This is a genomic window from Streptomyces sp. NRRL F-525, assembly GCF_000716605.1.
Taxonomy (GTDB): domain Bacteria; phylum Actinomycetota; class Actinomycetes; order Streptomycetales; family Streptomycetaceae; genus Streptomyces.
The window spans coordinates 191,561-211,345 of the sequence record NZ_JNXE01000004.1 but is presented as its reverse complement, the minus strand read 5'-3'; the positions used below and the strand labels follow the sequence as shown (position 1 = coordinate 211,345).

General features: G+C 71.2%; 18 protein-coding genes. 7 read left to right on the top strand and 11 right to left on the bottom strand.

Annotated features, from left to right (window positions below; translation table 11 throughout):
* Positions 1 to 2 precede the first annotated feature (2 nt).
* The 5 genes from OO69_RS08090 to OO69_RS08070 are packed head-to-tail and all read left to right on the top strand — an operon-like array spanning position 3 to position 5,308.
* Positions 3 to 1,109 carry an MSMEG_0568 family radical SAM protein gene (locus OO69_RS08090; protein WP_234444368.1) on the top strand — a complete coding sequence of 369 codons (1,107 nt, stop codon included), beginning with the start codon at positions 3 to 5 and terminating at the stop codon, positions 1,107 to 1,109.
* Positions 1,079 to 2,545 (top strand): MSMEG_0567/sll0787 family protein, encoded by a 1,467-nt coding sequence (locus OO69_RS08085; RefSeq protein ID WP_234444367.1) that lies wholly within the window; start codon positions 1,079 to 1,081, stop codon positions 2,543 to 2,545. The genes OO69_RS08090 and OO69_RS08085 overlap by 31 nt, the downstream gene beginning before the upstream one ends.
* Positions 2,542 to 3,393 (top strand): carbon-nitrogen hydrolase family protein, encoded by an 852-nt coding sequence (locus OO69_RS08080; RefSeq protein WP_033279769.1) that lies wholly within the window; start codon positions 2,542 to 2,544, stop codon positions 3,391 to 3,393. The genes OO69_RS08085 and OO69_RS08080 overlap by 4 nt, the downstream gene beginning before the upstream one ends.
* Positions 3,390 to 4,226, top strand: a complete 837-nt coding sequence (locus OO69_RS08075; RefSeq protein ID WP_033279768.1) for a carbon-nitrogen hydrolase family protein — start codon at positions 3,390 to 3,392, stop codon at positions 4,224 to 4,226. The genes OO69_RS08080 and OO69_RS08075 overlap by 4 nt, the downstream gene beginning before the upstream one ends.
* Positions 4,223 to 5,308, top strand: a complete 1,086-nt coding sequence (locus OO69_RS08070) for an MSMEG_0565 family glycosyltransferase (RefSeq protein ID WP_033279767.1) — start codon at positions 4,223 to 4,225, stop codon at positions 5,306 to 5,308. Before OO69_RS08075 ends, OO69_RS08070 begins: the two co-directional genes overlap by 4 nt.
* 8 nt (positions 5,309 to 5,316) lie before the next feature.
* Here the strand turns inward: OO69_RS08070 and OO69_RS08065 are convergent, their stop codons facing one another.
* On the bottom strand, positions 5,317 to 5,838 hold the full coding sequence (locus tag OO69_RS08065) for an AAA family ATPase (protein WP_033279766.1): 522 nt from the start codon (positions 5,836 to 5,838) through the stop codon (positions 5,317 to 5,319).
* A gap of 56 nt (positions 5,839 to 5,894) precedes the next feature.
* Between OO69_RS08065 and OO69_RS08060 the strand changes: the two genes are divergently transcribed.
* Positions 5,895 to 6,821 carry an ADP-ribosylglycohydrolase family protein gene (locus OO69_RS08060; RefSeq protein WP_033279765.1) on the top strand — a complete coding sequence of 309 codons (927 nt, stop codon included), beginning with the start codon at positions 5,895 to 5,897 and terminating at the stop codon, positions 6,819 to 6,821.
* On the opposite strand, the gene OO69_RS08055 is transcribed toward OO69_RS08060, so the two are convergent.
* From OO69_RS08055 to OO69_RS08020, 8 genes are all read right to left on the bottom strand, one after another.
* A complete protein-coding gene (locus OO69_RS08055) occupies positions 6,805 to 7,116 on the bottom strand; it encodes a hypothetical protein (protein ID WP_033279764.1) in 312 nt (103 codons plus the stop codon). The two genes, OO69_RS08060 and OO69_RS08055, sit on opposite strands and share 17 nt — an antisense overlap.
* 29 nt (positions 7,117 to 7,145) lie before the next feature.
* Positions 7,146 to 7,838: a DJ-1/PfpI family protein gene (locus tag OO69_RS08050; protein ID WP_033279763.1), complete on the bottom strand. Its 693-nt coding sequence runs from the start codon at positions 7,836 to 7,838 to the stop codon at positions 7,146 to 7,148.
* Between the two features lie 138 nt (positions 7,839 to 7,976).
* Positions 7,977 to 8,606 (bottom strand): hypothetical protein, encoded by a 630-nt coding sequence (locus tag OO69_RS08045; protein ID WP_033279762.1) that lies wholly within the window; start codon positions 8,604 to 8,606, stop codon positions 7,977 to 7,979.
* A gap of 4 nt (positions 8,607 to 8,610) precedes the next feature.
* Positions 8,611 to 9,501: a carbohydrate ABC transporter permease gene (locus OO69_RS08040; protein ID WP_033279761.1), complete on the bottom strand. Its 891-nt coding sequence runs from the start codon at positions 9,499 to 9,501 to the stop codon at positions 8,611 to 8,613.
* Entirely contained in the window at positions 9,501 to 10,454 is a 954-nt protein-coding gene (locus tag OO69_RS08035; RefSeq protein WP_033279760.1) for a carbohydrate ABC transporter permease, read from the bottom strand. Before OO69_RS08035 ends, OO69_RS08040 begins: the two co-directional genes overlap by 1 nt.
* The gene (locus OO69_RS08030; RefSeq protein ID WP_033279759.1) at positions 10,451 to 11,770 is read right to left on the bottom strand and encodes an ABC transporter substrate-binding protein; all 1,320 of its coding nucleotides are present in this window, start codon (positions 11,768 to 11,770) and stop codon (positions 10,451 to 10,453) included. Before OO69_RS08030 ends, OO69_RS08035 begins: the two co-directional genes overlap by 4 nt.
* Before the next feature lie 280 nt (positions 11,771 to 12,050).
* Positions 12,051 to 13,457 (bottom strand): condensation domain-containing protein, encoded by a 1,407-nt coding sequence (locus OO69_RS08025; RefSeq protein ID WP_033279758.1) that lies wholly within the window; start codon positions 13,455 to 13,457, stop codon positions 12,051 to 12,053.
* Positions 13,458 to 13,615: 158 nt separating this feature from the next.
* Positions 13,616 to 14,116, bottom strand: coding sequence for an FABP family protein (locus OO69_RS08020; protein WP_234444366.1), 501 nt, complete (start codon positions 14,114 to 14,116; stop codon positions 13,616 to 13,618).
* Positions 14,117 to 14,469: 353 nt separating this feature from the next.
* On the opposite strand from OO69_RS08020, the gene OO69_RS08015 reads away from it, so the two are divergent.
* Positions 14,470 to 15,465: a phospholipase D-like domain-containing protein gene (locus OO69_RS08015; RefSeq protein WP_033279756.1), complete on the top strand. Its 996-nt coding sequence runs from the start codon at positions 14,470 to 14,472 to the stop codon at positions 15,463 to 15,465.
* Here the strand turns inward: OO69_RS08015 and OO69_RS53695 are convergent.
* Together OO69_RS53695 and OO69_RS08005 are read right to left on the bottom strand one after the other, a co-directional pair.
* Entirely contained in the window at positions 15,462 to 16,667 is a 1,206-nt protein-coding gene (locus OO69_RS53695) for a PucR family transcriptional regulator (RefSeq protein WP_033279755.1), read from the bottom strand. The genes OO69_RS08015 and OO69_RS53695 overlap by 4 nt on opposite strands.
* A 35-nt stretch (positions 16,668 to 16,702) precedes the next feature.
* A complete protein-coding gene (locus tag OO69_RS08005) occupies positions 16,703 to 19,513 on the bottom strand; it encodes an AAA family ATPase (RefSeq protein ID WP_051800840.1) in 2,811 nt (936 codons plus the stop codon).
* Positions 19,514 to 19,785 lie beyond the last annotated feature (272 nt).

The following is a 19,785-nucleotide window of genomic DNA, read 5'->3' as shown; positions in this document are numbered from 1 at the left end:
CTGTGAGCGTTGGCACCGGATCGACGAGTACGGCGGTGGATGTGCGCATCCTGACCCGCGCCGAACTCGCCCTGCACGGCGTCGCGTTGGACGCCCCCGTACGGCGGCCCGACGGCGCGGGTCCGAGCGGCGACGGCCACGTCCTCGTCGACGGTGCCAACGCCGCACTGCCCACCAACCCGGCGAGCCCCTACCGCGTACGCGACGGCAAGGTCTGGCTCGGCGACGAGAACGGACAACTCACGGACACCGGGCTGGCGTTGACCGCCGTGAACCGCCCGAAGTTCTACGACCTCACCACCGCCGACGGCACCCCCTACGAGCACATCGCCCGCCTACACGGCGCCGACGTCCTCGCCACCACCGTCGTCCAGACCTGCATCCGCTACGCCGAGTCAGACCGCTGCCGCTTCTGCACCATCGAGGAGTCCCTGCGCTCGGGCGCGACGGTCGCCGCCAAGACACCCACGCAGCTCGCCGAAGTCGCCGAAGCGGCCGTGCGGTTGGACGGCATCAAGCAGATGGTGATGACCACGGGCACGACGACCGGTCCCGACCGGGGCGCGCGCAATCTCGTCCGCTCCGTGCGCGCCGTCCTCGAAGCGGTGCCCGACCTCCCCATCCAGGTGCAGTGCGAACCGCCCGGCGACCTCGTCTGGATCCGCGCACTGCACGACGCCGGCGCCACCACGATCGGCATCCATGTCGAGTCCCTCGACGACGAGGTGCGGCGGCGCTGGATGCCGGGCAAGTCGACGGTCCCGATGGCCGAGTACGAGGCCGCGTGGGACGAGGCGGTGCGGGTCTTCGGACGCAACCGCGTCTCCACCTATCTGCTCGTGGGACTCGGCGAGGACCCGGACGAACTCATCGCAGGTGCAGGCAAGTTGATCGACCGGGGCGTGTACCCGTTCGTCGTCCCGTTCCGCCCGATGGCCGGCACACTAGCCGCCCGCGACGGCATCCCGGCACCGAGCGCCGACCTCCTGACGTACGTCACCGAGGGCGTCGCGGCCAAACTGCGCGCCGCCGGGATGACCGGCGCCGACCAGAAGGCGGGCTGCGCGGCGTGCGGTGCGTGCAGTGTGCTGCAGTCGGCGGGCGGGTGATGGCCGTGTACCTCGACGGTTCCGCGGCACCCCTCGCGACGGACGGACCGGTCGACATCCTGGCGCTGCTCGGCGACCGGAGCACGCTCGCCCGCCGCCCCGCGTTCCACATAGAACAGGCCGCCGACCAAGCGGAGTTGGCCGCCTACCGACGCCTGCGCACGGAAATCTTCGTCCACGAACAGGGGCTCTTCACCGGCGACGACCTCGACGACCGTGACGCCGACACCCGTACCGTCGTGTTGGTCGCCCGGGCCCCGGACGGCACTGTCATCGGCGGGGTGCGGCTGGGCCCGGTCGACGGCGGCGCGGACCTCGGCTGGTGGCAGGGCGGTCGGCTGGTCGTCGCCCCGCAGGCGCGCGGCCCGCACGGAATCGGCGCGGCACTGGTCCGGGCAGCCTGCGCACGCGCCGAGGCGGAGGGCGTCCTGCGGTTCGACGCGACCGTGCAGGCCCGCAACGAGGTGCTCTTCCGCCGCCTCGGCTGGCAGTCGGTGCGGACCACGGAAGTCGCCGGTACGCCACACGTCCTGATGCGCTGGCCCATCACACGGATCGCGGCCCAAGTCGCGGCCACGAAAGCCGCGTTGGGCCCGCTGCTCGCGGAACTCCCCGCACTCCCCGGCTTCGTCGGTGACGACGGCGCGCCCGTCCCCGGCACCGATGTGATCGCCGCCTGCGACGCGATCGTGCCGTCGATGGTCGAACGGGACCCGGAGTGGGCGGGCTGGTGCGCGGTCCTCGTGAACGTCAACGACCTTGCGGCGATGGGTGCTTCACCGGTCGGGCTGCTGGACGCGGTGGGCGCACGCGATGCCGCGCACGCCGCACTGGTCCTCGCCGGACTGACCCGGGCGGCGCAGGCGTACGGCGTCCCGGTGCTCGGCGGTCACACCCAACTCGGCGTCCCCGCCGCCCTGTCGGTGACCGCGCTCGGCCGCACCGACCGGCCCGTGCCCGGCGGCGGAGGTCGCCCCGGACACGCCGTACGGGTCACGGCCGACCTCGGCGGCGACTGGCGCGCGGGCTACCGGGGCCGCCAGTGGGACTCGACGACCCATCGCCGTACGGCCGAACTCCGCACGATGACAAGGGCGGTGGCCGCCGCGCGACCGGCCGCCGCGAAGGACGTGTCGATGGCCGGGATCGCCGGGACACTGGGGATGCTGGCCGAGGCGAGCGGCTGCGGTGCGGTGCTCGACATGGCCGAAGTGCCACGCCCTGCGAACGCCTCGATGGGCGACTGGCTGACCTGTTTCCCGGGCTTCGCGATGCTCACCGCCGACGAGCCGTACGCGCCTGCGCTGCCCGCCGGGCCCGCAACGGGCGCCGTATGCGGGGAGTTGACCGCTGGGCAAGGGGTCGGGCTGCGCTGGCCCGACGGAGAGATCACCGAGGCGGTCGCCTCTACGGTGACCGGAATGGGGACGGCATGAGCACGCTGCGGATGGCGGCCGTGGCCGCCGAGTTCGGCCGCGACCTGGAAGAGGACTTCGCGATCGCGGAGCGGCTGATCAAGGAGGCCGGTGAGCAGGGGGTACGGCTCCTCGCGCTGCCGGAGGCATGCCTGGGCGGCTATCTGCTCAGCCTGGACGGCGACGCCGAACTCGACGAGGGCCCGCCCGCACTCGCCCTCGACGGCCCGGAGATCCGCCGACTGGCCGCTCTGGCCGGGGAGTTGACGGTCGTAGCGGGATATTGCGAGGCGGCCGGGGACGCCCGCTACAACAGCGTCGTCTGCGTCACCGGCGACGGCGTCCTCGGCAACCACCGCAAGGTCCACCAGCCGCTCAGCGAGGACGCGAGCTACGCCTCCGGGGACCGCTTCCACGCCTTCGACACACCGGTCGGTCGGCTCGGGATGATGATCTGCTACGACAAGGCGTTCCCGGAGTCGGCGCGGGCGTTGGCCCTGGACGGCGCCGAGATCGGGGTGTGCGTGTCGGCCTGGCCGGGTGCGCGCACGAAGGCGAGCGCCGATCTCGAACAGGACCGCTGGAAGCGGCGTTTCGACCTGTTCGACCGGGCTCGCGCGCTGGAGAACCAGATCGTGTGGCTGTCCGCGAACCAGTCGGGCACGTTCGGGTCGCTACGCTTCGTGGGCAGTGCCAAGGTCGTCGACCCGGGCGGCGAGATCCTCGCCGACACGGGCGTGACCGCCGGCATCGCCGTCGCCGAACTCGACGTCGTGCAGGCCCTGGAGACCGCCCGCCGGTCGATGGGACACCTGCGCGACCGGCGGCCCGAGACCTACGGACCAGCCCCGGGAGCAGTCACCGCATGAGCACCATCCGGATCGCGGCCGCGGCCGCCCACTTCGGCCGCGACCTGGAGTTCGACCTGGCCCGCGTCGCCAAACTCATCGACGACGCCCGCGGCAACGGCGCCGACCTGCTGGTCCTGCCGGACGCCACCCTCGGCGGCTACCTCGCCGACCTGCGCCACCCCGACCCCCAGACGCTCCCCCCGGCCCTCAAACCGGACGACCCGCTGATCCTCCAAGTCGCCCGTCTGGCCGCCGAGATGGTGGTGTGCGTCGGCTACTGCGAGGACGGCGGGACCGAGCGCTACAACGCCGCCGTCTGCGTCAGCGGCGACGGCGTCCTCGGCCGGCACCGCAAGGTCCACCTCCCGGCGGGCGAGGTCGCCGCGTACACGGCGGGGGACCGCTTCGACGCCTTCGACACCCCGGTCGGCCGCCTGGGCATGCTGATCGACTACGACAAGACCTTCCCCGAGTCGGCCCGTTCGCTGGCCCTGGACGGCGCCGAGATCCTCGCCTGCCTCTCCGCGTGGCCCACCAGCATCACCAACCGCGCCCCGCGCATGGCCCAGGACCGCCAGGCCCGCCTCTTCGACCTCTACGACCAGTCCCGCGCCGCCGAGAACCAGGTCGTCCTGGCCTCCTCCAACCAGACCGGCGCGATGGGCGGCATGCGCTTCCTCGGCCAGGCCAAGGTGGTCGGCCCGGGCGGCGACATCCTCGCCCGCACCTGGTCCAAGGCCGGTCTCGCGGTCGCCGAGATCGACGTCGCCGCCGAGACCGACCGCGCCCGCCGCGTCCTGCGCCACCTCGACGAGCGCCGCCCCGACGCCTACCGGGAGTCCCGTACGTGAAGATCGCCCTGCTCAGCTACTCCACCAAGCCGCGCGGCGGGGTCGTGCACACCCTCGCCCTCGCGGAGGCCCTCGCGGCACTGGGCGAGGACGTCACGGTGTGGACCCTGGGCCGGGGCGGCGACGCGGGCTTCTTCCGCCCGGTGCACCCGGCGGTCCGCGTCCAGATCGTCCCGTTCCCCGACGGCCCGCCCACGGAGACGGTCGGCGAACGCATCCTCCGCTCCATCGCCACCCTCCGCACCGCCTTCGACCCCACGCCCTACGACGTCGTCCACGCCCAGGACTGCATCAGCGCCAACGCGGCCGGCCGCTGCGTCCGCACGGTCCACCACCTCGACCACTTCACCACCCCCGAACTGGCCGCCTGCCACGAGCGCGCGATCGTCGACCCGTACGCGCACGTCTGCGTATCGGCAGCCGTCGCCGGGGAGTTGGCGGCCGGCTGGGGCATCAATGCGCAGGTCATCCCCAACGGCGTGGCCTACGACCGTTTCGCCGCCACCGACCCGGCCGCGCAAGCGAGTTGGCGCTCCCGTCTCGGCCCGTACGTCCTCACCGTCGGCGGCATCGAACCCCGCAAGGGCTCACTGGACCTCCTGGAGGCCTACGCCCTCCTGCGCGCCGCCCGTCCCGACGTCCGCCTGGTCATCGCGGGCGGCGAGACGCTCTTCGACTACCGCGACTACCGGTCGGCCTGGGAGGCGCGGGCCGCCGAACTCGCCGTAGAACCGGTGGTGTTGGGGCAGGTGGGCGAGGACGAGTTGCCGTCGCTGGTCGCGGCGGCGGACGCGTTCGCGTTCCCGTCCCTCAAGGAAGGCTTCGGTCTCGCGGCCATGGAGGCGCTGGCGGCGGGAGTTCCGTTGGTCGTGCGGGATCTGCCCGTACTGCGTGAGGTGTTCGGCGGCGCCGCTCAATTCGCCGCCACGCCACAGGAGTTGGCCGCCGAACTCGGCCGCGTCCTGGCCACCGGGGACCCGGGCCGCACCGCCGCCGGGCGTGCCCTCGCCGCCCGCCACACCTGGGACGCGGCGGCCCGTAGCCACCTAGGCTTCTACCGCTCCCTCGGCCAACTCGCGTAGGCAGCACGTCATCCCAGGTTCGCCAGCCAGGCCGTCGTGTCGTCGGGGCGGGCGAACCGGTGTGCGGTGAGCGGGGCGAAGCGGGGATCGCTGATCCGGCGTTCGATCTCGCTGCGCCGGCTCGTGTGCTGGGACCAGGCCCACCAGACCGGGTGTTCCCGGCTCAGCCAGCCCGCCCAGGTCTCCCTGTTGCCGCCGAAGACACTCTCGCGGGTGACCGTGCGCCGGAGCGAGCGGCGCAGGACGCGCGGCATGATCACGCGTCTCGCGTAGTCCAGCCAGAGCACCGTGTCGGCCTTCTCCCAGAGCAGATCACGGACTTCGGGCGAGCCGATCGAGTCGATGATCCAGCGGGGTTCGGAGGTGAGACGCAGGACGTCGTCGGTCAGGCCTTCGTTGACGGTCCAGTCGGGGCCGCTGAAGTAGAGGGCGTCCATCTCGTGGTACGGCACGCCTAGCCGCTCGCCCACGGCCCGCGCGAGCGTCGACTTGCCCGCGCCTGTCACTCCGACCACCAAGATCCGCTCCATCCAGGCACCTTAACTACGATGTGCCGAGCCCACCGATCATTAACAGGAGCCCCGCCATGAGCAGTCCGCGGCACGCCCACGCCTCCCTCGACGGGCTGGTGATGGGAGACGCCTTCGGCGACGGCTGGTTCACCCGGTCCGACGAGGACGCCGAGGAGCTGTGGGCCGCGCGGGAACTGCGCCCCGCGCCGTGGTTGTGGACGGACGACTCGGCCATGGCGTTCGTCCTGTTCGCCCATCTGATGACTCATGGCGAGGTCCAACCGGACGCGTTGGCACGGGAGTTCGCCGCCGAGTACGAGCGCGACCCGAGTCGGGGCTACGGCCCTTCCATGCACGGCATCCTGCGCCGCATCGGCGACGGCGAGGACTGGCAGGCGGTCACCACCGGGCAGTTCGGCGGGCAGGGGTCCTACGGGAACGGTGCCGCGATGCGGGTCGCGCCGCTGGGGGCCTGGTTCCGGGACGACCTCGTGGCCGCCGCCGAGCAGGCCCGGCTGTCCGCGCTGACCACGCACGCGCACCCGGAGGCCGTCGCGGGAGCGGTGGCCGTGGCGGTCGCCGCCGCGCTGGCGGCCGCCGGTGCGGATCAACAGGCCCTGCCACGCGCCGAGTTCCTGCGGGAGGTCGCCTCGCTCGTGCCGGAGAGCGATGTCCGCTCCGGGCTGCTGGTCGCCGCGAACTTCTCCGGGCGGACGTCGGTACGGCACGCGGCGTCGGTGCTGGGCTCGGGAACACTCATCTCCGCACCGGACACCGTGCCGTTCGCCCTGTGGTGCGCGGCGGGTCAACTGGACGATCTGCCCGAGGCGTTGTGGCAGACCGTCGCCGGGTGGGGCGACCGGGACACGACCTGCGCGATCGCGGGCGGTGTCGTCGCGGCCCGCACCGGCACGGCCGGCATCCCGTCCGCGTGGCGGGAGGCGTGCGAGGCGATCCCCGGCTGGAGCGGCTGGGCCGAGCAGGTCAGTCCGTCCCGGTGACCCGGCGTCGGCCGGTGACCTTGGAGGCAGGGAGAGGGCCCGCTTTCGAGGTGCCGGTGAAGGCATCGCCCTCGACGGTGACGGCGAAGGTCAGGTTCAGGCGCAACGGCTTGGTGACCGCCTGCTTCCAGGTGATGCGGTCGCCGTCGACGACGATGTCGCGGAGGGGGACCTCCTCGCCCGCGCCGTGCGCGACTCCGGTGAACTCGTCGCCCTCGCGGGTCAGTTCGACGACGGGCTTGATGCGGCCGACGGGTGTGGCGATGGTCAGGTCCCAGACGCCTTCGATGGGCATGAGTGGTTCTTTCTTATGGTGGGCGGCGATTACGGGGCGGCTGGCGTCGGACCCTCGGCCCGCCAGGTGGTGCCCCGGCGTTCGTGCGCGAACAGTTCCTCCACGGCATGGGCGATCCGCGGACCGATCTCCCGCTCCAGCAGGTAGAGGCCCAGGTCAAGGCCGGAGGTGACGCCGGCGCCGGTCACCAGGTCGCCGTCGTCGACGACGCGGGCGTGGACGGCGTTCACACCCGTGGCTTCGAGCATGTCCAGGCCCAGGTGATGGGTGGTGGCGTTGCGGCCCTCGATCAGCCCGGCCATGGCCAGCACCAGCGAGCCGCCGCACACCGCGGCCATGGTGATCCGCGGGTTGTCCATGGCGGCCTTCAGCAGACCGGGCAGTTCGGTGCTCAGAGTGCGGCCGAGCAGGACGGGGATGAACTCGTCCTGCCGCCACGCCGGTTCACCGCCGGCGTCGATGTCGGGCACCTCGCCCGGCTCCCCCACCCGCCCGGAAGCACCCGGCACGAGAACGAGGCCGGAGCGGGCCGGGTCGAGGGTTCCGGTGGCCCGCAGCATCAGGCCACCGGTACCGCTGACGACGTCCCGAGGCCCTTCGGCCGAGACGAGTTCCAAGGTGACCGCGCCACCGGACGCGGCACCACCGGCGTACAGGACCTCATAGGGAGCGACGACATCGAGCGGGTCGAAGCCGTCGAACAGAACAATCTGGACGTGCATGTGGCGTCTTCCGTGGGAGGGGATGCCGGCGTTCGCCGGCCTCTCCCTCGACCGTAGAAGCGGGTACGGAAGGCAACCAGAGGACTCAGTGACAGGGTCCGACGGGATCCCGCCACCCGTCGAGAGGCGAGTCGCCCGTCACCCTCCCGAACCGACGGCAGCGTCTTCGCAGGCCGGCTCGATACGCAGCTCAACTGCCGTGATCGCAAAGGCGAGTGGCCCCGGCAGCAGCAGGGCGAGCAGCGGCAACATCCACACGAACGCGACGCACAGCCCGACCGCCGTCGCGATCAGCGCGCAGCCCACCGGATCTGTGACTGACCGGGTCACGGCCCTGCTCAGGGCCGGGCGCCAGCCGCGCGCCACCTCCGGATCGCCCGCGGCGCGCAGGCCCACAACGAGTCCCGCCACTGCCACAGCGGTCAGCGCCCACGACATCGGACGGGCTCCCGGGAGACCCGCCCCCGCGAGCGCGAGGTCGAGGACGACCAAGGTCACCGCCGCGAACACCGTCACGCCCGCCAGCAGCACACGGCGCGGTCCATGGGCGCGGAACTCACCGACATACTCCCCCATGCTCGCCGGCCGGTCCTCGCGGATCGACCGGCGCAGGACCGCGCAGGCCGCGGCGAACGCCGTAGGAGCCGTGATCAGGGGGAGGGAGGCGACCGCCGCCGCCAGGCCGACGGCGAGCATGTCGGCGAAGAGGGTGAAGCGGGGGCCGAACACCTCACCGGGTTCCCGGCGTTGGGGTGCGAGGGAACTCATCGGCTCAGCCCTTCAGTCCGGAGGTCGCCATGCCCTCGACCAAGTAGCGCTGGAAGGCGAAGAAGAACAGCACGATGGGCACGATCGAGATCACCGACATCGCGAACATCGGGCCGTAGGCGGAGGTGCTGGACTGGTCGACGAAGTTGCGCAGGGCCAGGGTGATCGTGAACTTCTCCGGGTCGAAGAGGTAGATCAGCTGGGTGAAGAAGTCGTTCCAGCTCCAGATGAAGGTGAAGATCGCGGTGGTGATCAGGGCCGGGCGGGTCAGCGGCAGGACCACCGACCAGAAGATGCGGAACGGTCCACAGCCGTCGATGCGGGCGGCCTCGTCCAGCTCTCGCGGCAGGCCGCGCACGAACTGGACGATGAGGAAGACGAAAAAGGCCTCCGTGGCAAGGAACTTGGGCAGGATCAGCGGCCAATAGGTGTCCACCATGCCGAGTTTGTTGAAGATGATGTACTGCGGGATCAGTACGGCGTGGTGCGGCAGCATCAACGTGGCGATCATGAAGCCGAACATCGGGCCCCGCATCCGGAACCGCAGCCGGGCGAAGGCGTAGGCGGCGAGGGAGCAGGAGACGACGTTCCCGATCACCGAACCGACGCTGATCAGCAGGGAGTTGAGAAGCAGGCGGGTGATCGAGACGCCGCTGATTCCGTCCAGGGCGGTGGTGTAGTTCGACCACTCGAGGTGGCTCGGCAGCAGTTTGAGGCTGGTGAGGACCTCGTTCGCCGGCTTCAGCGAGGTGGCGAGGAGCCACACCAACGGGTAGAGCAGGACGAGGAGTACGGCCACCAGGCCGAGGTGTTTCGCGATCGCGGCGGTGCGGGTGCGGCCGACGTCGGTCTTGAGTGCGGCGGCACTCTTCAAGTCGGGCACGGTCGTGGCCATCAGGCCCCCTCGTTGGCGTAGAAGACCCAGGAGCGTGAGGTCCTGAAGAGGACGAGCGTGACCGCGCCGATGGCCAGGAGCAGGACCCAGGCCATGGCGGAGGCGTAGCCCATGTGCGAGGCGGTGAAGCCCCGTTCGTAGAGGTAGAGCGTGTAGAACTCGGTCGAGTCGGCCGGTCCGCCGTTGCCGCCGCTGATGGCGAAGGCGGGGGTGAAGACCTGGAAGGACTGGATGGTCTCCAGGACGAGGTTGAAGAAGACCACCGGGGACAGCATGGGCAGCGTCACGGACACGAACCGGCGCCATCGTCCCGCGCCGTCGAGTGCGGCGGCCTCGTACAGGTCGACCGGGATCTGCTGCAGCCCGGCCAGGAAGATGACCATCGGGGCGCCGAACTGCCAGGCGGAGAGCAGCGCGACGACGAACACCGCGAGGTGCGGGTCCGAGACCCAGCCGCCGGTGTGGATGCCGATGGAGGACAGCAGTTCGTCGACCGTGCCGCCGTCGTTGTAGAGCGCCCGCCACACCAGCGCGACCGCCATGCTCGCGCCGAGCAGCGAAGGGGCGTAGAAGGCCGAGCGGTAAAAGCCTTTGGCCTTGCGGGTGTTGCTGAGCAGCAGTGCGACGCCGAGGGCGATGGCGAGTTTGAGGGGGACGGCGACCACGACGTAGAGGAGCGTGGTGCCCACCGAGCGCCAGTACCTCGGGTCCGCGGTGAACATGTCGCTGTAGTTGCGCAGTCCGACCCACTTGGGCGGGTCGAAGAGGTTGTAGTCGGTGAACGAGAGATAGAGGGACACGGCCATGGGGGCGAGTGTCAGGAGGACGACTCCGAGGATCCACGGCGAGAGGAAGATGTAGGCGGGGCCGCTGCGTTGACCGCGCTTGCGGTGTTCCGGTGGTGGCGCGGTGGCGGGTGCGGTGCGGGGCGGTGGGGTCGCCGTGGTGGTCATCGCAGCTCCCGCTTCGCCTCGGCGACGTACTCCTCGGCGGCGCCGCGCGGGCTCTCCATGCCGTAGGAGACGCGCTGGTAGTCGCGGGTGAAGGAGACCTGGAGGACGACGTCGCCGCGGGGCGGTGCCATGGGTGGGGCCGAGGTGCCGTGGGCGGCGATCGTGCGGCCGTAGTCGTAGACCTCTTTCTCCGGGCCGGTCAGGCCCTTGCCTATCTCCTCGGCGATCTTCTCGTTGGGGGGTGTGGAGCGGGTGACGCCGAGGATCTCGCCGGCGGCGGGGTCGTTGAGCAGGAAGTCGATCAACTCGGCCGCCTCCTTGGGGTGTTGGGTCCCGGCGCCCGCGCCGATGAGCATGGTCGGCTTGAAGTACTGGCCCACCTTGCCGTCGGTCGTGGGGACGGGCGCGAAGTGGACCTGGTCGCCGAGCAGGGGCGGGTAGCCGAGGAAGGGGGCGTCCCAGTTGAAGTCGGTCGCCGCGATACCGCGTCCCATCGGGGTGTCCTCGACGGCGCCGCCGACCTGGGCGGTGTCCCTGGCCTGCGACACGATGCCCGCGCGGCGCAGCTTGTCGGTGAAGGTCCAGAAGTCGGTCAAGTCGTCGGCGGTGAAGCCGAGTCGGTGCTCGGAGGCGTACAACTCCTTGCCCCTGCCGCGCAACCAGGTCTCGAAGGCGTCCTCGTTGACCCCGAGGTCCGAAAGGCCGGTGTAGGCATGCCCGTTGGGGCCCTTCATACCGAGCGCGGTGATCTTCTTGCCCGCCTCGGCCCAGTCGTCCCAGGTCCAGCCCGGTTGAGGTGTCGCGACTCCGGCCTTCTTGAAGACGGCGGCGTCGTAGACGATGCCGGTCGTTCCCTTGCCCATCGGTAGGGCGTACTGCTTGCCGTCGTAGACGCCAGTGCGGGTCAGGGTCCTGTCGAAGTCGGCCGTCCGGAGCGTGCCGTTCCTGACGTAGGGGCCGAGGTCGAGGAGGGTCCCGCTGCCCGCGTACTGGGATATCTGGCGGTAGTCGAGCTGGGCCACATCCGGGAGGTCGCCGCCCGCCGCCTGGGTGGCGAGCTTCTGCACGTACGCCGGGTAGCCGGCGAAGGAGGTGCGGACCGTGATGTTCGGGTGGCGCTTCTCGAAGAGGGCCACGGCGGCGTTGGTGCGTTGCGCACGGTCGTCGTTGCCCCACCAGGCGAAGGTGAGTGTCACTTTGCCGCCCGCCGCCGTGCTCGCTCCGGCGCCGTCGGAACAGCCGGCGAGGAGGGGGGCGAACAGGGCGCCCGCGGCGGCGCCGAGGACAGCTCGTCTCCGGAAACTGGGTGGCGTCATGGCGATGCCTCCTGAGTGGAGCGTGGACATCGTTGTCTGAGGTCAGGAGTTGTTGCACCGTCCGGCAGAAGGTGGGGGGAACGGACGGACGGCAGGGCACGGGAGCACGACCGATCGGGCCGCGTCGGATGAACGGCGGGGGTATGGCAAGCGCTTTCGCCTGCAGAGAACGTAGGTCCCGTCCGTCCGGTCGGTCAACGGTCCTGCACCATGTTTGTTCGGACATGGGGCGCGCGTGCGCAGGTCGGTACGGTGAGGTGCCGCGCGCCCCCGCCCACCCCTAGGCGGGACCGACCGCCGCGGGCAGGGCCTGCCGGGCCACCTCGACGAGCCGCTCCCGCACCAGCTCCATGCACAGCCGCATGTTCTTGTCCGCGATGACGTTGTCCGGGACGCGGCACGCGAACTGCAGTCCCTCGTGGACCCGGGTCACCCACGCGCACACCTGGTCGCCGTACGACACCCGGATCAGTCCGTACGCCTTCAGCTCCTGCCAGCGTTCCGAACCGGGCAGGGGGCGCGAGTCGACGTAGGAGACGATCGAGTACAGGTCGGGGGACGTGGGCCGGAAGTCGGCGCCCAGCAGGCGCAGGACGCGGGCGATGGGCATGCGGGCGTGCGGGCGGTTCTCGCGGAGGGTGGCGCGGACCATGCGCAGGGCGTGGTCGAAGTCGGTGGCGTGCTGCACGGGGATCTCGATCGGGGCGCCGCCCACGTACCAGCCGACCGAGTCGGCCCAGCGGGACTTGGCGCGGGTGTGGAAGGGGACGACGGTGCGGTACACGTCGAGGCCGCTGATCTCGCGGGCGGCCAGTGCGACGGCCGCGAGGATGCCGACGAGGCTTCCGCCGTAGGGGCGGCAGTACGCCTCGAAGGCCGCCGCGTCCTTGTCGTCGACGAGCATCTCCTGGAGGAACTTCTGGGTGGGCAGCGGCCCTTCGGGGTCGAGGCCGAGGTCGACGGGGAAGTTCGGCAGCTTGCCGTCGCAGCGGGCGATGAACTCGCGCCAGCGGGAGACGACGGTGTGGGTGTCGTCGATCTGGTCGGCGTCCGTGCGCTCGCCCGCGCAGAAGTCGATGTAACTGGCGACGGGCGCCGACTCGACGGCCTTCCCGGCGAGGCCGGCCGCGTACAGCTCATGGACCTCGCCCGCGATGCGGTGGAGGGAGTAGGCGTCGACATTGCTGTGGTCGAAGGCGAGGTAGACGCTCGTGCCGTCGTCGCGGACGACCGCCGCGAAGAGGAAGTTGGGCCAGGTGAGCGCGTCGGCCGTCACATCGAAACGGTCCTGCAGGTACCGGGTGAGCGTCACCGCGTCCGCGAACTCCCCCACGTCCTCGCGGTGCAGGGCCACGGCGTCGGCGTCCAGGGTGAAGCGGCGCATCTCGTCACCGGCCCACCGGAAGCCGCTGCGCAGCGTCTCGTGCCGGAGCATCCAGGACCGCAACGCGCCCTGGAGCACGTCGAGTTCGATCCGCCCCGGCATGTCGAAGGCGGTGCCGAGCCAGGTCGGCACGAACAGCCCGTCCTCGCGCACCGAGCGCGCCGTCCGGATGTGGGACTCCTGCACGTACGCCGGTGGCCGCGCGTCGTCCGGGAGGGCCCGCGCCGCTCCTACGGCCGCCGGGTGCAGCGTCCACTCGACGAGTCGTCCGGGCCGGATCTCGCACCGTTGAAGGTCACTCATGCGCACAGGGCTCTCCGTTCGCCTGCCCACGGGAGGCCGCCGGGCACCACTGTCGATCCACGCCTCCATGCCGCTCGGGCACCGCTCACTGCATGAGGAGATCAACGATCGGATATTCGGAAAGCAACGCCGTGAACAGGCTTTCTGATCAGTCCATTTCAGCCCGTGCGGTGGAGCTGCGCGGCGAGGTGGTGTTGCAGCGGTTGTCCTACGGCTTCCAGGTCGTGGGTGAAGGTGAGGGTGGCGTCGTCGGTCAGGGTGTAGCGGCGGCGGGTGGCGGTGACGTTCTTGGCGGTGGGGGTGAGGGCGATCTGGTGGGTGGTGAGGTCGATCGTGCCGGCGGTGGCGGTTCCGACGAGGATCTCCGCGATGCCGGTGGGCTGGGTGATGAGTGCCTCGATCCGGGCATCGGGCTGGAGGCGCCACCAGCCGCTTTCGCGGGCTGCCGGGCGGAGTGGTGCGCCTTCGGCGTCGAGGATCCAGGCTCGGGCCTCGTAGTGCAGGAAGGGACGACCGTCGTGGGTGAAGGTGACGTCCTGGGCGTAGGTGAAGTCGCCGTCGATGGTGGGGTATTCGCCCTTGCCTTGGCCGTGCCAGTTGCCCAGGAGGGCGAGGACGGGTTCGAGCAGCGGGTGAGGGGCGGGGGGCGGGTTGGACACGGAGGTGCTCCTGGGGTTGATGTGAGTGTCGGGGCGCAGCCTAGGCGCTCCGCGCGAAGTGCCCCGATATGCCGTCGTTCTCGTGCCGCGCCGTTGGGGCTGGGCGCGCAGTTCCCCGCGCCCCTTCAGGGGCGCTGTCGTTGACCCGGGATCCTGTGGCTACGAAGTTTTTGCTAACTCGCGGGGACCCCATGAACCGGGTCCCACCTGCGCGGAGTCCCCTTTGTCCAGCTGAACTCGTGGACGGTAATCGTGAGTTCACCCGGCCTCTCTTCCTCCGCGTTCTACGCGCGTGGTGTCATGCACCTGCCCGCCACCCCCCACGTGGGCATCAACTCGACTAGGAGTCACGCATGTTGAGGACGTTCCTCGGCCGCGCGGGTGTCGCGCTGGCCGCCGGCGCCACCCTGTTCGTCACGGCTGTCCCCGCCAACGCCGCGACGTACACGGCCTTCGCCTTCTCGCAGGCCGGTACCACTCAGCCGACCATCTACGACTTCATCAACTCGGCCACCACCTCGCTCGACATGACGATGTACGAGCTGGAGGACACCACGGCCGTCAACGACCTGATCGCCCTGGAGAAGAAGGGCGTCACCGTGCGGGTGGTCCTGGACCGCGCGCACCAGTCCGCCAACAGCTCGGCGTACACGGCGCTGACGAACGCGGGCGTGGGTGTCGTGTGGTCGCCGTCCAGCTTCGTCTACACGCACCAGAAGACGATCACCGTGGACGCCACCAAGTCGCTCGTCCTGACCGGCAATCTGACCTCGCAGTACTACTCGACCGGCCGCGACTACGGCGTCTTCACCGACGACACCCGTGATGTCGCCGCGATCGAGAAGGTGTTCAACGCGGACTACGCCGGCACCTCGATCACCCCGACCGACGGCGACCACCTGCTCTGGTCCCCCACCGACTCCCGCGCCCGGCTGCTGACCGTGATCAACGCGGCCACCACGACGCTGGACGTCGAGGAGTTGGAGTTCAGCGACAGCACGGTGGTCAACGCGATCGTGGCCAGGGCGAAGGCGGGTGTGACCGTGCGGGTGGTGCTGGAGACGCCGGGCGACTACTCCAGCGAGGTGTCCGCGATCAAGGCGGCGGGCGGCACGGTCGTCGGATACTCCGACCCCAACGGGTTCTACATCCACGCCAAGGCCATGGTCGCCGACTACGGCCTGTCCACCCAGGAGGTGGAGGCCGGTTCGATGAACATCAGCAGCAACTCCCTGTCCAACAACCGGGAGTTGGGCATCATCCTCACCGGCACAGGAGTCGCCCAGTCCGTCGCCACGACCATCGAGACCACGTTCAAGAGCGACTACGCGGGCGGTACCGCCGCCTAGAGCCCATCGGTCGACTCCGGGGTCGGGGGCCTCGGAGTCTGCCGTACGGCGCGCAGGGCCAGGGCGAGTTCGGTGATTCCACGGGGGTCGGTCAGGGAGCGGCCCGTGCGTTCGGTGATGCGGCGCAGGCGGGCGCGGACGGTGTTCGGGTGGACGTAGAGCCGCTTGGCCGCCTCCTCGGCGGAGCCGCCGCAGGCGAACCAGACGTCCAACGTGTCCAGCAGCAGGGCGCGTTCGTCGGCGGGCAGGGCCTCGACGGGGCCCAGGACCTTGGTGGCGACGCGGGCCATGACGTCGGGTGCGCCCGCTGTCGCGACCGCGAGGGGTGAGTCGTCGAAGACGGTCACCGCGCTGCTCTCCGCGTCGCCGCCGCGCATCGCGACCTTGGCGAAGCGCAGGGCGTCGCCGGTGCGGTTCAGGTCGTCGTAGGAGGGGCTCACGCCCACGCGTCGCTCCGCGTGGGCGCGCAACACCTCGACCAGGTCGGGCAGATCGCGCGGGGTGCGCAGGTGCACGATGCCGAGCTGGAGGTCGGGGCGCAGGCGCCAGGCGGAGCGGATGCCGCGCCGGGTCAGGAGGTCCGCGATGTCCGGCAGGGCCTGGCGGCCGATCCGTGGCACCTCGGCGGCGACCACGGTGAACGGTCCCCCGCGCGGCACGCGCAGCACCTCCGCGGCGGACCACACGGCGTCGGCGTCCATGCTCCTGCCCTCCAGGAGTGCCTCCACCAGCGCCGAGCGTTCCTGCTCGCCCGCGAGGAGGCGTTGAGCCACCGCGTCGTGGTACCCGGAGACCATGGCCTCGGTGATGCCGTCCTGGATCTCCCACATGGCGGTGGCGGCCGCGACCAGAACGTCGTTGCCCACCAAGGCAGTTGTGGTGGCCTCGGCTACGACCGACTCCCAGAAGTACCTGACGCCGACGCGGTAGGCCGCCATCACGGTGGGCAGCGGCACGTTCTGCCGGGCGCGCCGGCGGCCGATGTCGGCGGCAGCCTCCGTGTCCAGCGGTACCTGCCCGGTGAGCGCCTGGAGCGCGTTGCTCACATGGGTCCGGCAGGCCTCCTCCAGGTCCTCCTCGGGCACCGCGTCGTAGTGGTACTCCCGTGAGCCGGCGCGGATCCGTGCCGCCATCTCCTTCGCCAGTTCCCCGACGCGTTCGAGCAGCACGGTCGCCAGGGCTCTGATCTCCTTGTCGACCAATGTCTTCTCCGGCTCACTGATCAGAAGGGTTCGTTCTACGGTACAGCCGGACCCGCGGCCCGCGCCGTGGCTCCGGGTGTCATCGCCTCCAGGGCGGCGCGGAGCGCGGCGCGTGAGGTGATGCCGAGTTTGGGGTACAGCCGGTGCAGATGGGAGCCGACCGTGCGGTGGGAGAGGAACAGCCGCTCGCCGATCTGCCGGTTGGTGAGGCCCACGGCCGCCAGTTCCGCGATCTGCCGTTCCTGCACGGTCAGCGTCGCGGCCGGTGCGGCGGGCCCGCTGGGGGTGACGACGCCGGTGGCGCGCAGTTCGTTGCGGGCCCGCTGGGCCATGGCCTTGGCGCCGATCCGGTCGAAGGTCTCGAGGGCGGCGCTCAGATGGCGGCGGGCGTGGTGGTCGCGGGTGCGGCGCAGCCACTGTCCGTAGGCGAGCTGGATGCGCGCGTGCTCCCACGGCCACCGGGCCGCGTGGGGCAGGGCGAGGGCGGCCTTGAACAGGGGACCGGCGTCGTCCTCGTCGGCGGCCACGGCCTCGGCTCCGGCGCAGAGCAGCGCGGTGCGCGAGGAGATCCGGTGGATGCCCGCCGTCCGCGCGGCCGCGACATGCTCGCGGGCCTCGTCTGCGCGGCCGGTGCGGACGGCCGCCTCGACCAGGTTCAGGACCTGCCACCGGCCCGGGATGCCGGTGCCCGGTGCGCCGGAGGGATCGATCCGGCCCGCCTGGACGTGGGCCTCCTCGTAGTCGCCCTGGCCCATGGCCGCGAGGTTGCGGGCCGAGTGGGCGTAGGCCTCCATCACCTCGATGCCTCGGGGTGCGGCCCAGGTCGTGGTCTCCTCGCTGCGGGTCCGGGCGAGGTCCGCGTCACCGCACAGCGCCGCGCCCGATGCCAGCAGGGCCCGGATCTGCCGCTCCCAGAAGCGGTAGCCGTGGGCCGCCGCCAGGTCCAGCCCCTCCTGGGCCAGGCTCTCGGCCTCGTCCCATCGGCCGTGGACGTAGGAGTCGTGGCAGAGCAGCATCAGCGCGGGGACGGCCATGGCGACCGCACCGCCGTCGCGTTCGCGTTCGATCATGCGGGAGACCAGGTACCGGTGGTCCGACAGGGCGTCCATCGCGACCGCCGCGAGCGCCAGGGGGATGAGTTCCCAGGGTGCCGCGTCGGCTGGCAGCGCCGCGAAGGCGTCGGCGAGGCCCTTGCGCAACGCGTCGGAGGCGGTGGTGGGGTGGACGTACGCCTCGTAGCAGAGTCTGATCGCGGTCATCGCGGTCGGTTCGAACCGGTCCAGCGCGGTCTTGAGGAGCCGCCACGGCTCGGGGCGGTGGGTGTGGACGCTGACGAGGAGCAGCGCGTACAGGATTCCGCTGTGGTCCCAGTCGTCCTCCGTGGCGGCGGCGGCGTTGTCGTCGAGGGCCCGGGCCAGCAGGCGGTGCGCGGCATCGATGTCACCCTCGTCGTGGGTGAGCAGCTGGGCGGTGGCCGCGAAGGCGAGTCCGCCCGGTGGGTCGGCGGCCCGTCCGGCATCCGCCAACAGCCTTGGTACGTCGTCGAGTTGGCCGGTGAAGGTCGCGAAGTAAGCGGCCTCGACCAGTCGGCGGGAGCGGTCGTCCGGGTGCGGGCTGAGTTCACCGGCCCGCACGAGCGCCGATACGGCGGCGGACGCGGCGCCGCGCCGCCGGTCGGAGACGGCCGGCTCGCCGTGCCGCCAGGCGGGCAGGGCCGCCTCGTCCAGCGCCCGGGCCAGCGCCTCGTCCGGTCCGGTCGTGGCCTCGGCCAGGTGCCACGCCCGGCGCTCGGGTACGTCGGTCAGGGCCGCGGCCAGGGCGAGATGGGCGCGACGGCGTTCGCCGGGGCACGCCAGGTGCACGATCGCGGCGCGGGTCAGCCGATGACGAAAGGTGATGCGGCCGACGCGCGCGTCGACCTGGAGCAGGCCGGCTTCCCGCGCCGGGGCGAGGGCATCGGAGCCGTCGGCTTCCCCCGCGGCCCGCCGGATCACGGCCCGGCCGATCCCGGGATCAACTGCGGCCATGAGAAGGGCGGTTCGGGTCGGCGCGGGGAGCCCTTCGACGGCGGAGGCGAAGGCCGCCTCCAGTCGCCCGGACAGGGGCAGGAGCGCCGGGAGCGGGAGGTGGCCCGAGCGCTGCCGGACGCTCAGCTCTTTCGGCAACTCCCGCAGCGCCAACGGGTTTCCCGCGGCCTCGGCCAGCATCCGCAGCCGTACCGACGGCCCCAGCTCGGGCCACCGGCCGTCCAGTAACTCGACCGCCTCCGCATCGTCCAACGGCTCGATCTCCCGTACGGACAGGTCGAGTTGGTCGCAGAAGCTGTCCGCGCCGGTCCGTGCGGCGGCCAGGAACACGATCGGATGGTCGCTGATCCTGCGGACGACGAAACCCAGCGCGGCCGCACTGGCCCGGTCGATCCACGGCACGTCGTCGGCGACCATCAACAAGGGCCGCTCCACGGCGACTTCACCGAGCAGCGCGAGCACCGCGGTCCCGGCGGCCAACGGATCGGGCGACGGTCCGGGCGCGAGCCCGAAGATCCGGTCGACGACATCACGATGGTGCCGGGCAAGCCGCTCGGCGTCCCGGCGCAGCGGATAGAGCAGTTGATGCAGCGCCGAGTAGGTCATCCCGGCCTCGAACTCCACGGCGGAGGACCGCAGTACACGCGTGCCGTCCGCTACGGCCCGTGCCGCGGCGGCGTCGAGCAGCGCGGTCTTCCCCACCCCCGGGCCGCCGCGCAGCAGCAGGCCGGGTCCCCCGTCCCGCCCGGCCGACAGCGCGTCCAACAGCCGCGACTCGGCCGCGCGACCGACCAGGTCCGCTCCAGGCCGTGAGGTCACCGACTTCCCTCCGTCAAGTTGCTTGCCTAAAGAAATATATCCAGTCGGCGCGAGGGAATACGCGTACTCTCCCCTCTACAACAAGATCGTCGCTGATCCAGTGACAGGGGTCGATGTTCCCGGTCACAGCATTCCGAGCCGACGACAGTGACCGCCCACACGGCCGCCTCGCCGTCGCGCCGGAACCGTCGCGCGACGACGGAGCGGAAGGCGAAAACGCTCCGTACCGGCCCGCCAAAAACAGCAGGCCGTGGGTGGTGTCCCACGACCCG

Coding starts and splice junctions, on each gene's coding strand:
- OO69_RS08060 (WP_033279765.1), top strand. CDS start 5,895: ATGAGCAGTCCGCGGCACGCCCACGCCTCCCTCGACGGGCTGGTGATG.
- OO69_RS08050 (WP_033279763.1), bottom strand. CDS start 7,838: ATGCACGTCCAGATTGTTCTGTTCGACGGCTTCGACCCGCTCGATGTC.
- OO69_RS08025 (WP_033279758.1), bottom strand. CDS start 13,457: ATGAGTGACCTTCAACGGTGCGAGATCCGGCCCGGACGACTCGTCGAG.
- OO69_RS08065 (WP_033279766.1), bottom strand. CDS start 5,838: ATGGAGCGGATCTTGGTGGTCGGAGTGACAGGCGCGGGCAAGTCGACG.
- OO69_RS08040 (WP_033279761.1), bottom strand. CDS start 9,501: ATGGCCACGACCGTGCCCGACTTGAAGAGTGCCGCCGCACTCAAGACC.
- OO69_RS08055 (WP_033279764.1), bottom strand. CDS start 7,116: ATGCCCATCGAAGGCGTCTGGGACCTGACCATCGCCACACCCGTCGGC.
- OO69_RS08030 (WP_033279759.1), bottom strand. CDS start 11,770: ATGACGCCACCCAGTTTCCGGAGACGAGCTGTCCTCGGCGCCGCCGCG.
- OO69_RS08045 (WP_033279762.1), bottom strand. CDS start 8,606: ATGAGTTCCCTCGCACCCCAACGCCGGGAACCCGGTGAGGTGTTCGGC.
- OO69_RS08075 (WP_033279768.1), top strand. CDS start 3,390: ATGAGCACCATCCGGATCGCGGCCGCGGCCGCCCACTTCGGCCGCGAC.
- OO69_RS08035 (WP_033279760.1), bottom strand. CDS start 10,454: ATGACCACCACGGCGACCCCACCGCCCCGCACCGCACCCGCCACCGCG.
- OO69_RS08015 (WP_033279756.1), top strand. CDS start 14,470: ATGTTGAGGACGTTCCTCGGCCGCGCGGGTGTCGCGCTGGCCGCCGGC.
- OO69_RS08080 (WP_033279769.1), top strand. CDS start 2,542: ATGAGCACGCTGCGGATGGCGGCCGTGGCCGCCGAGTTCGGCCGCGAC.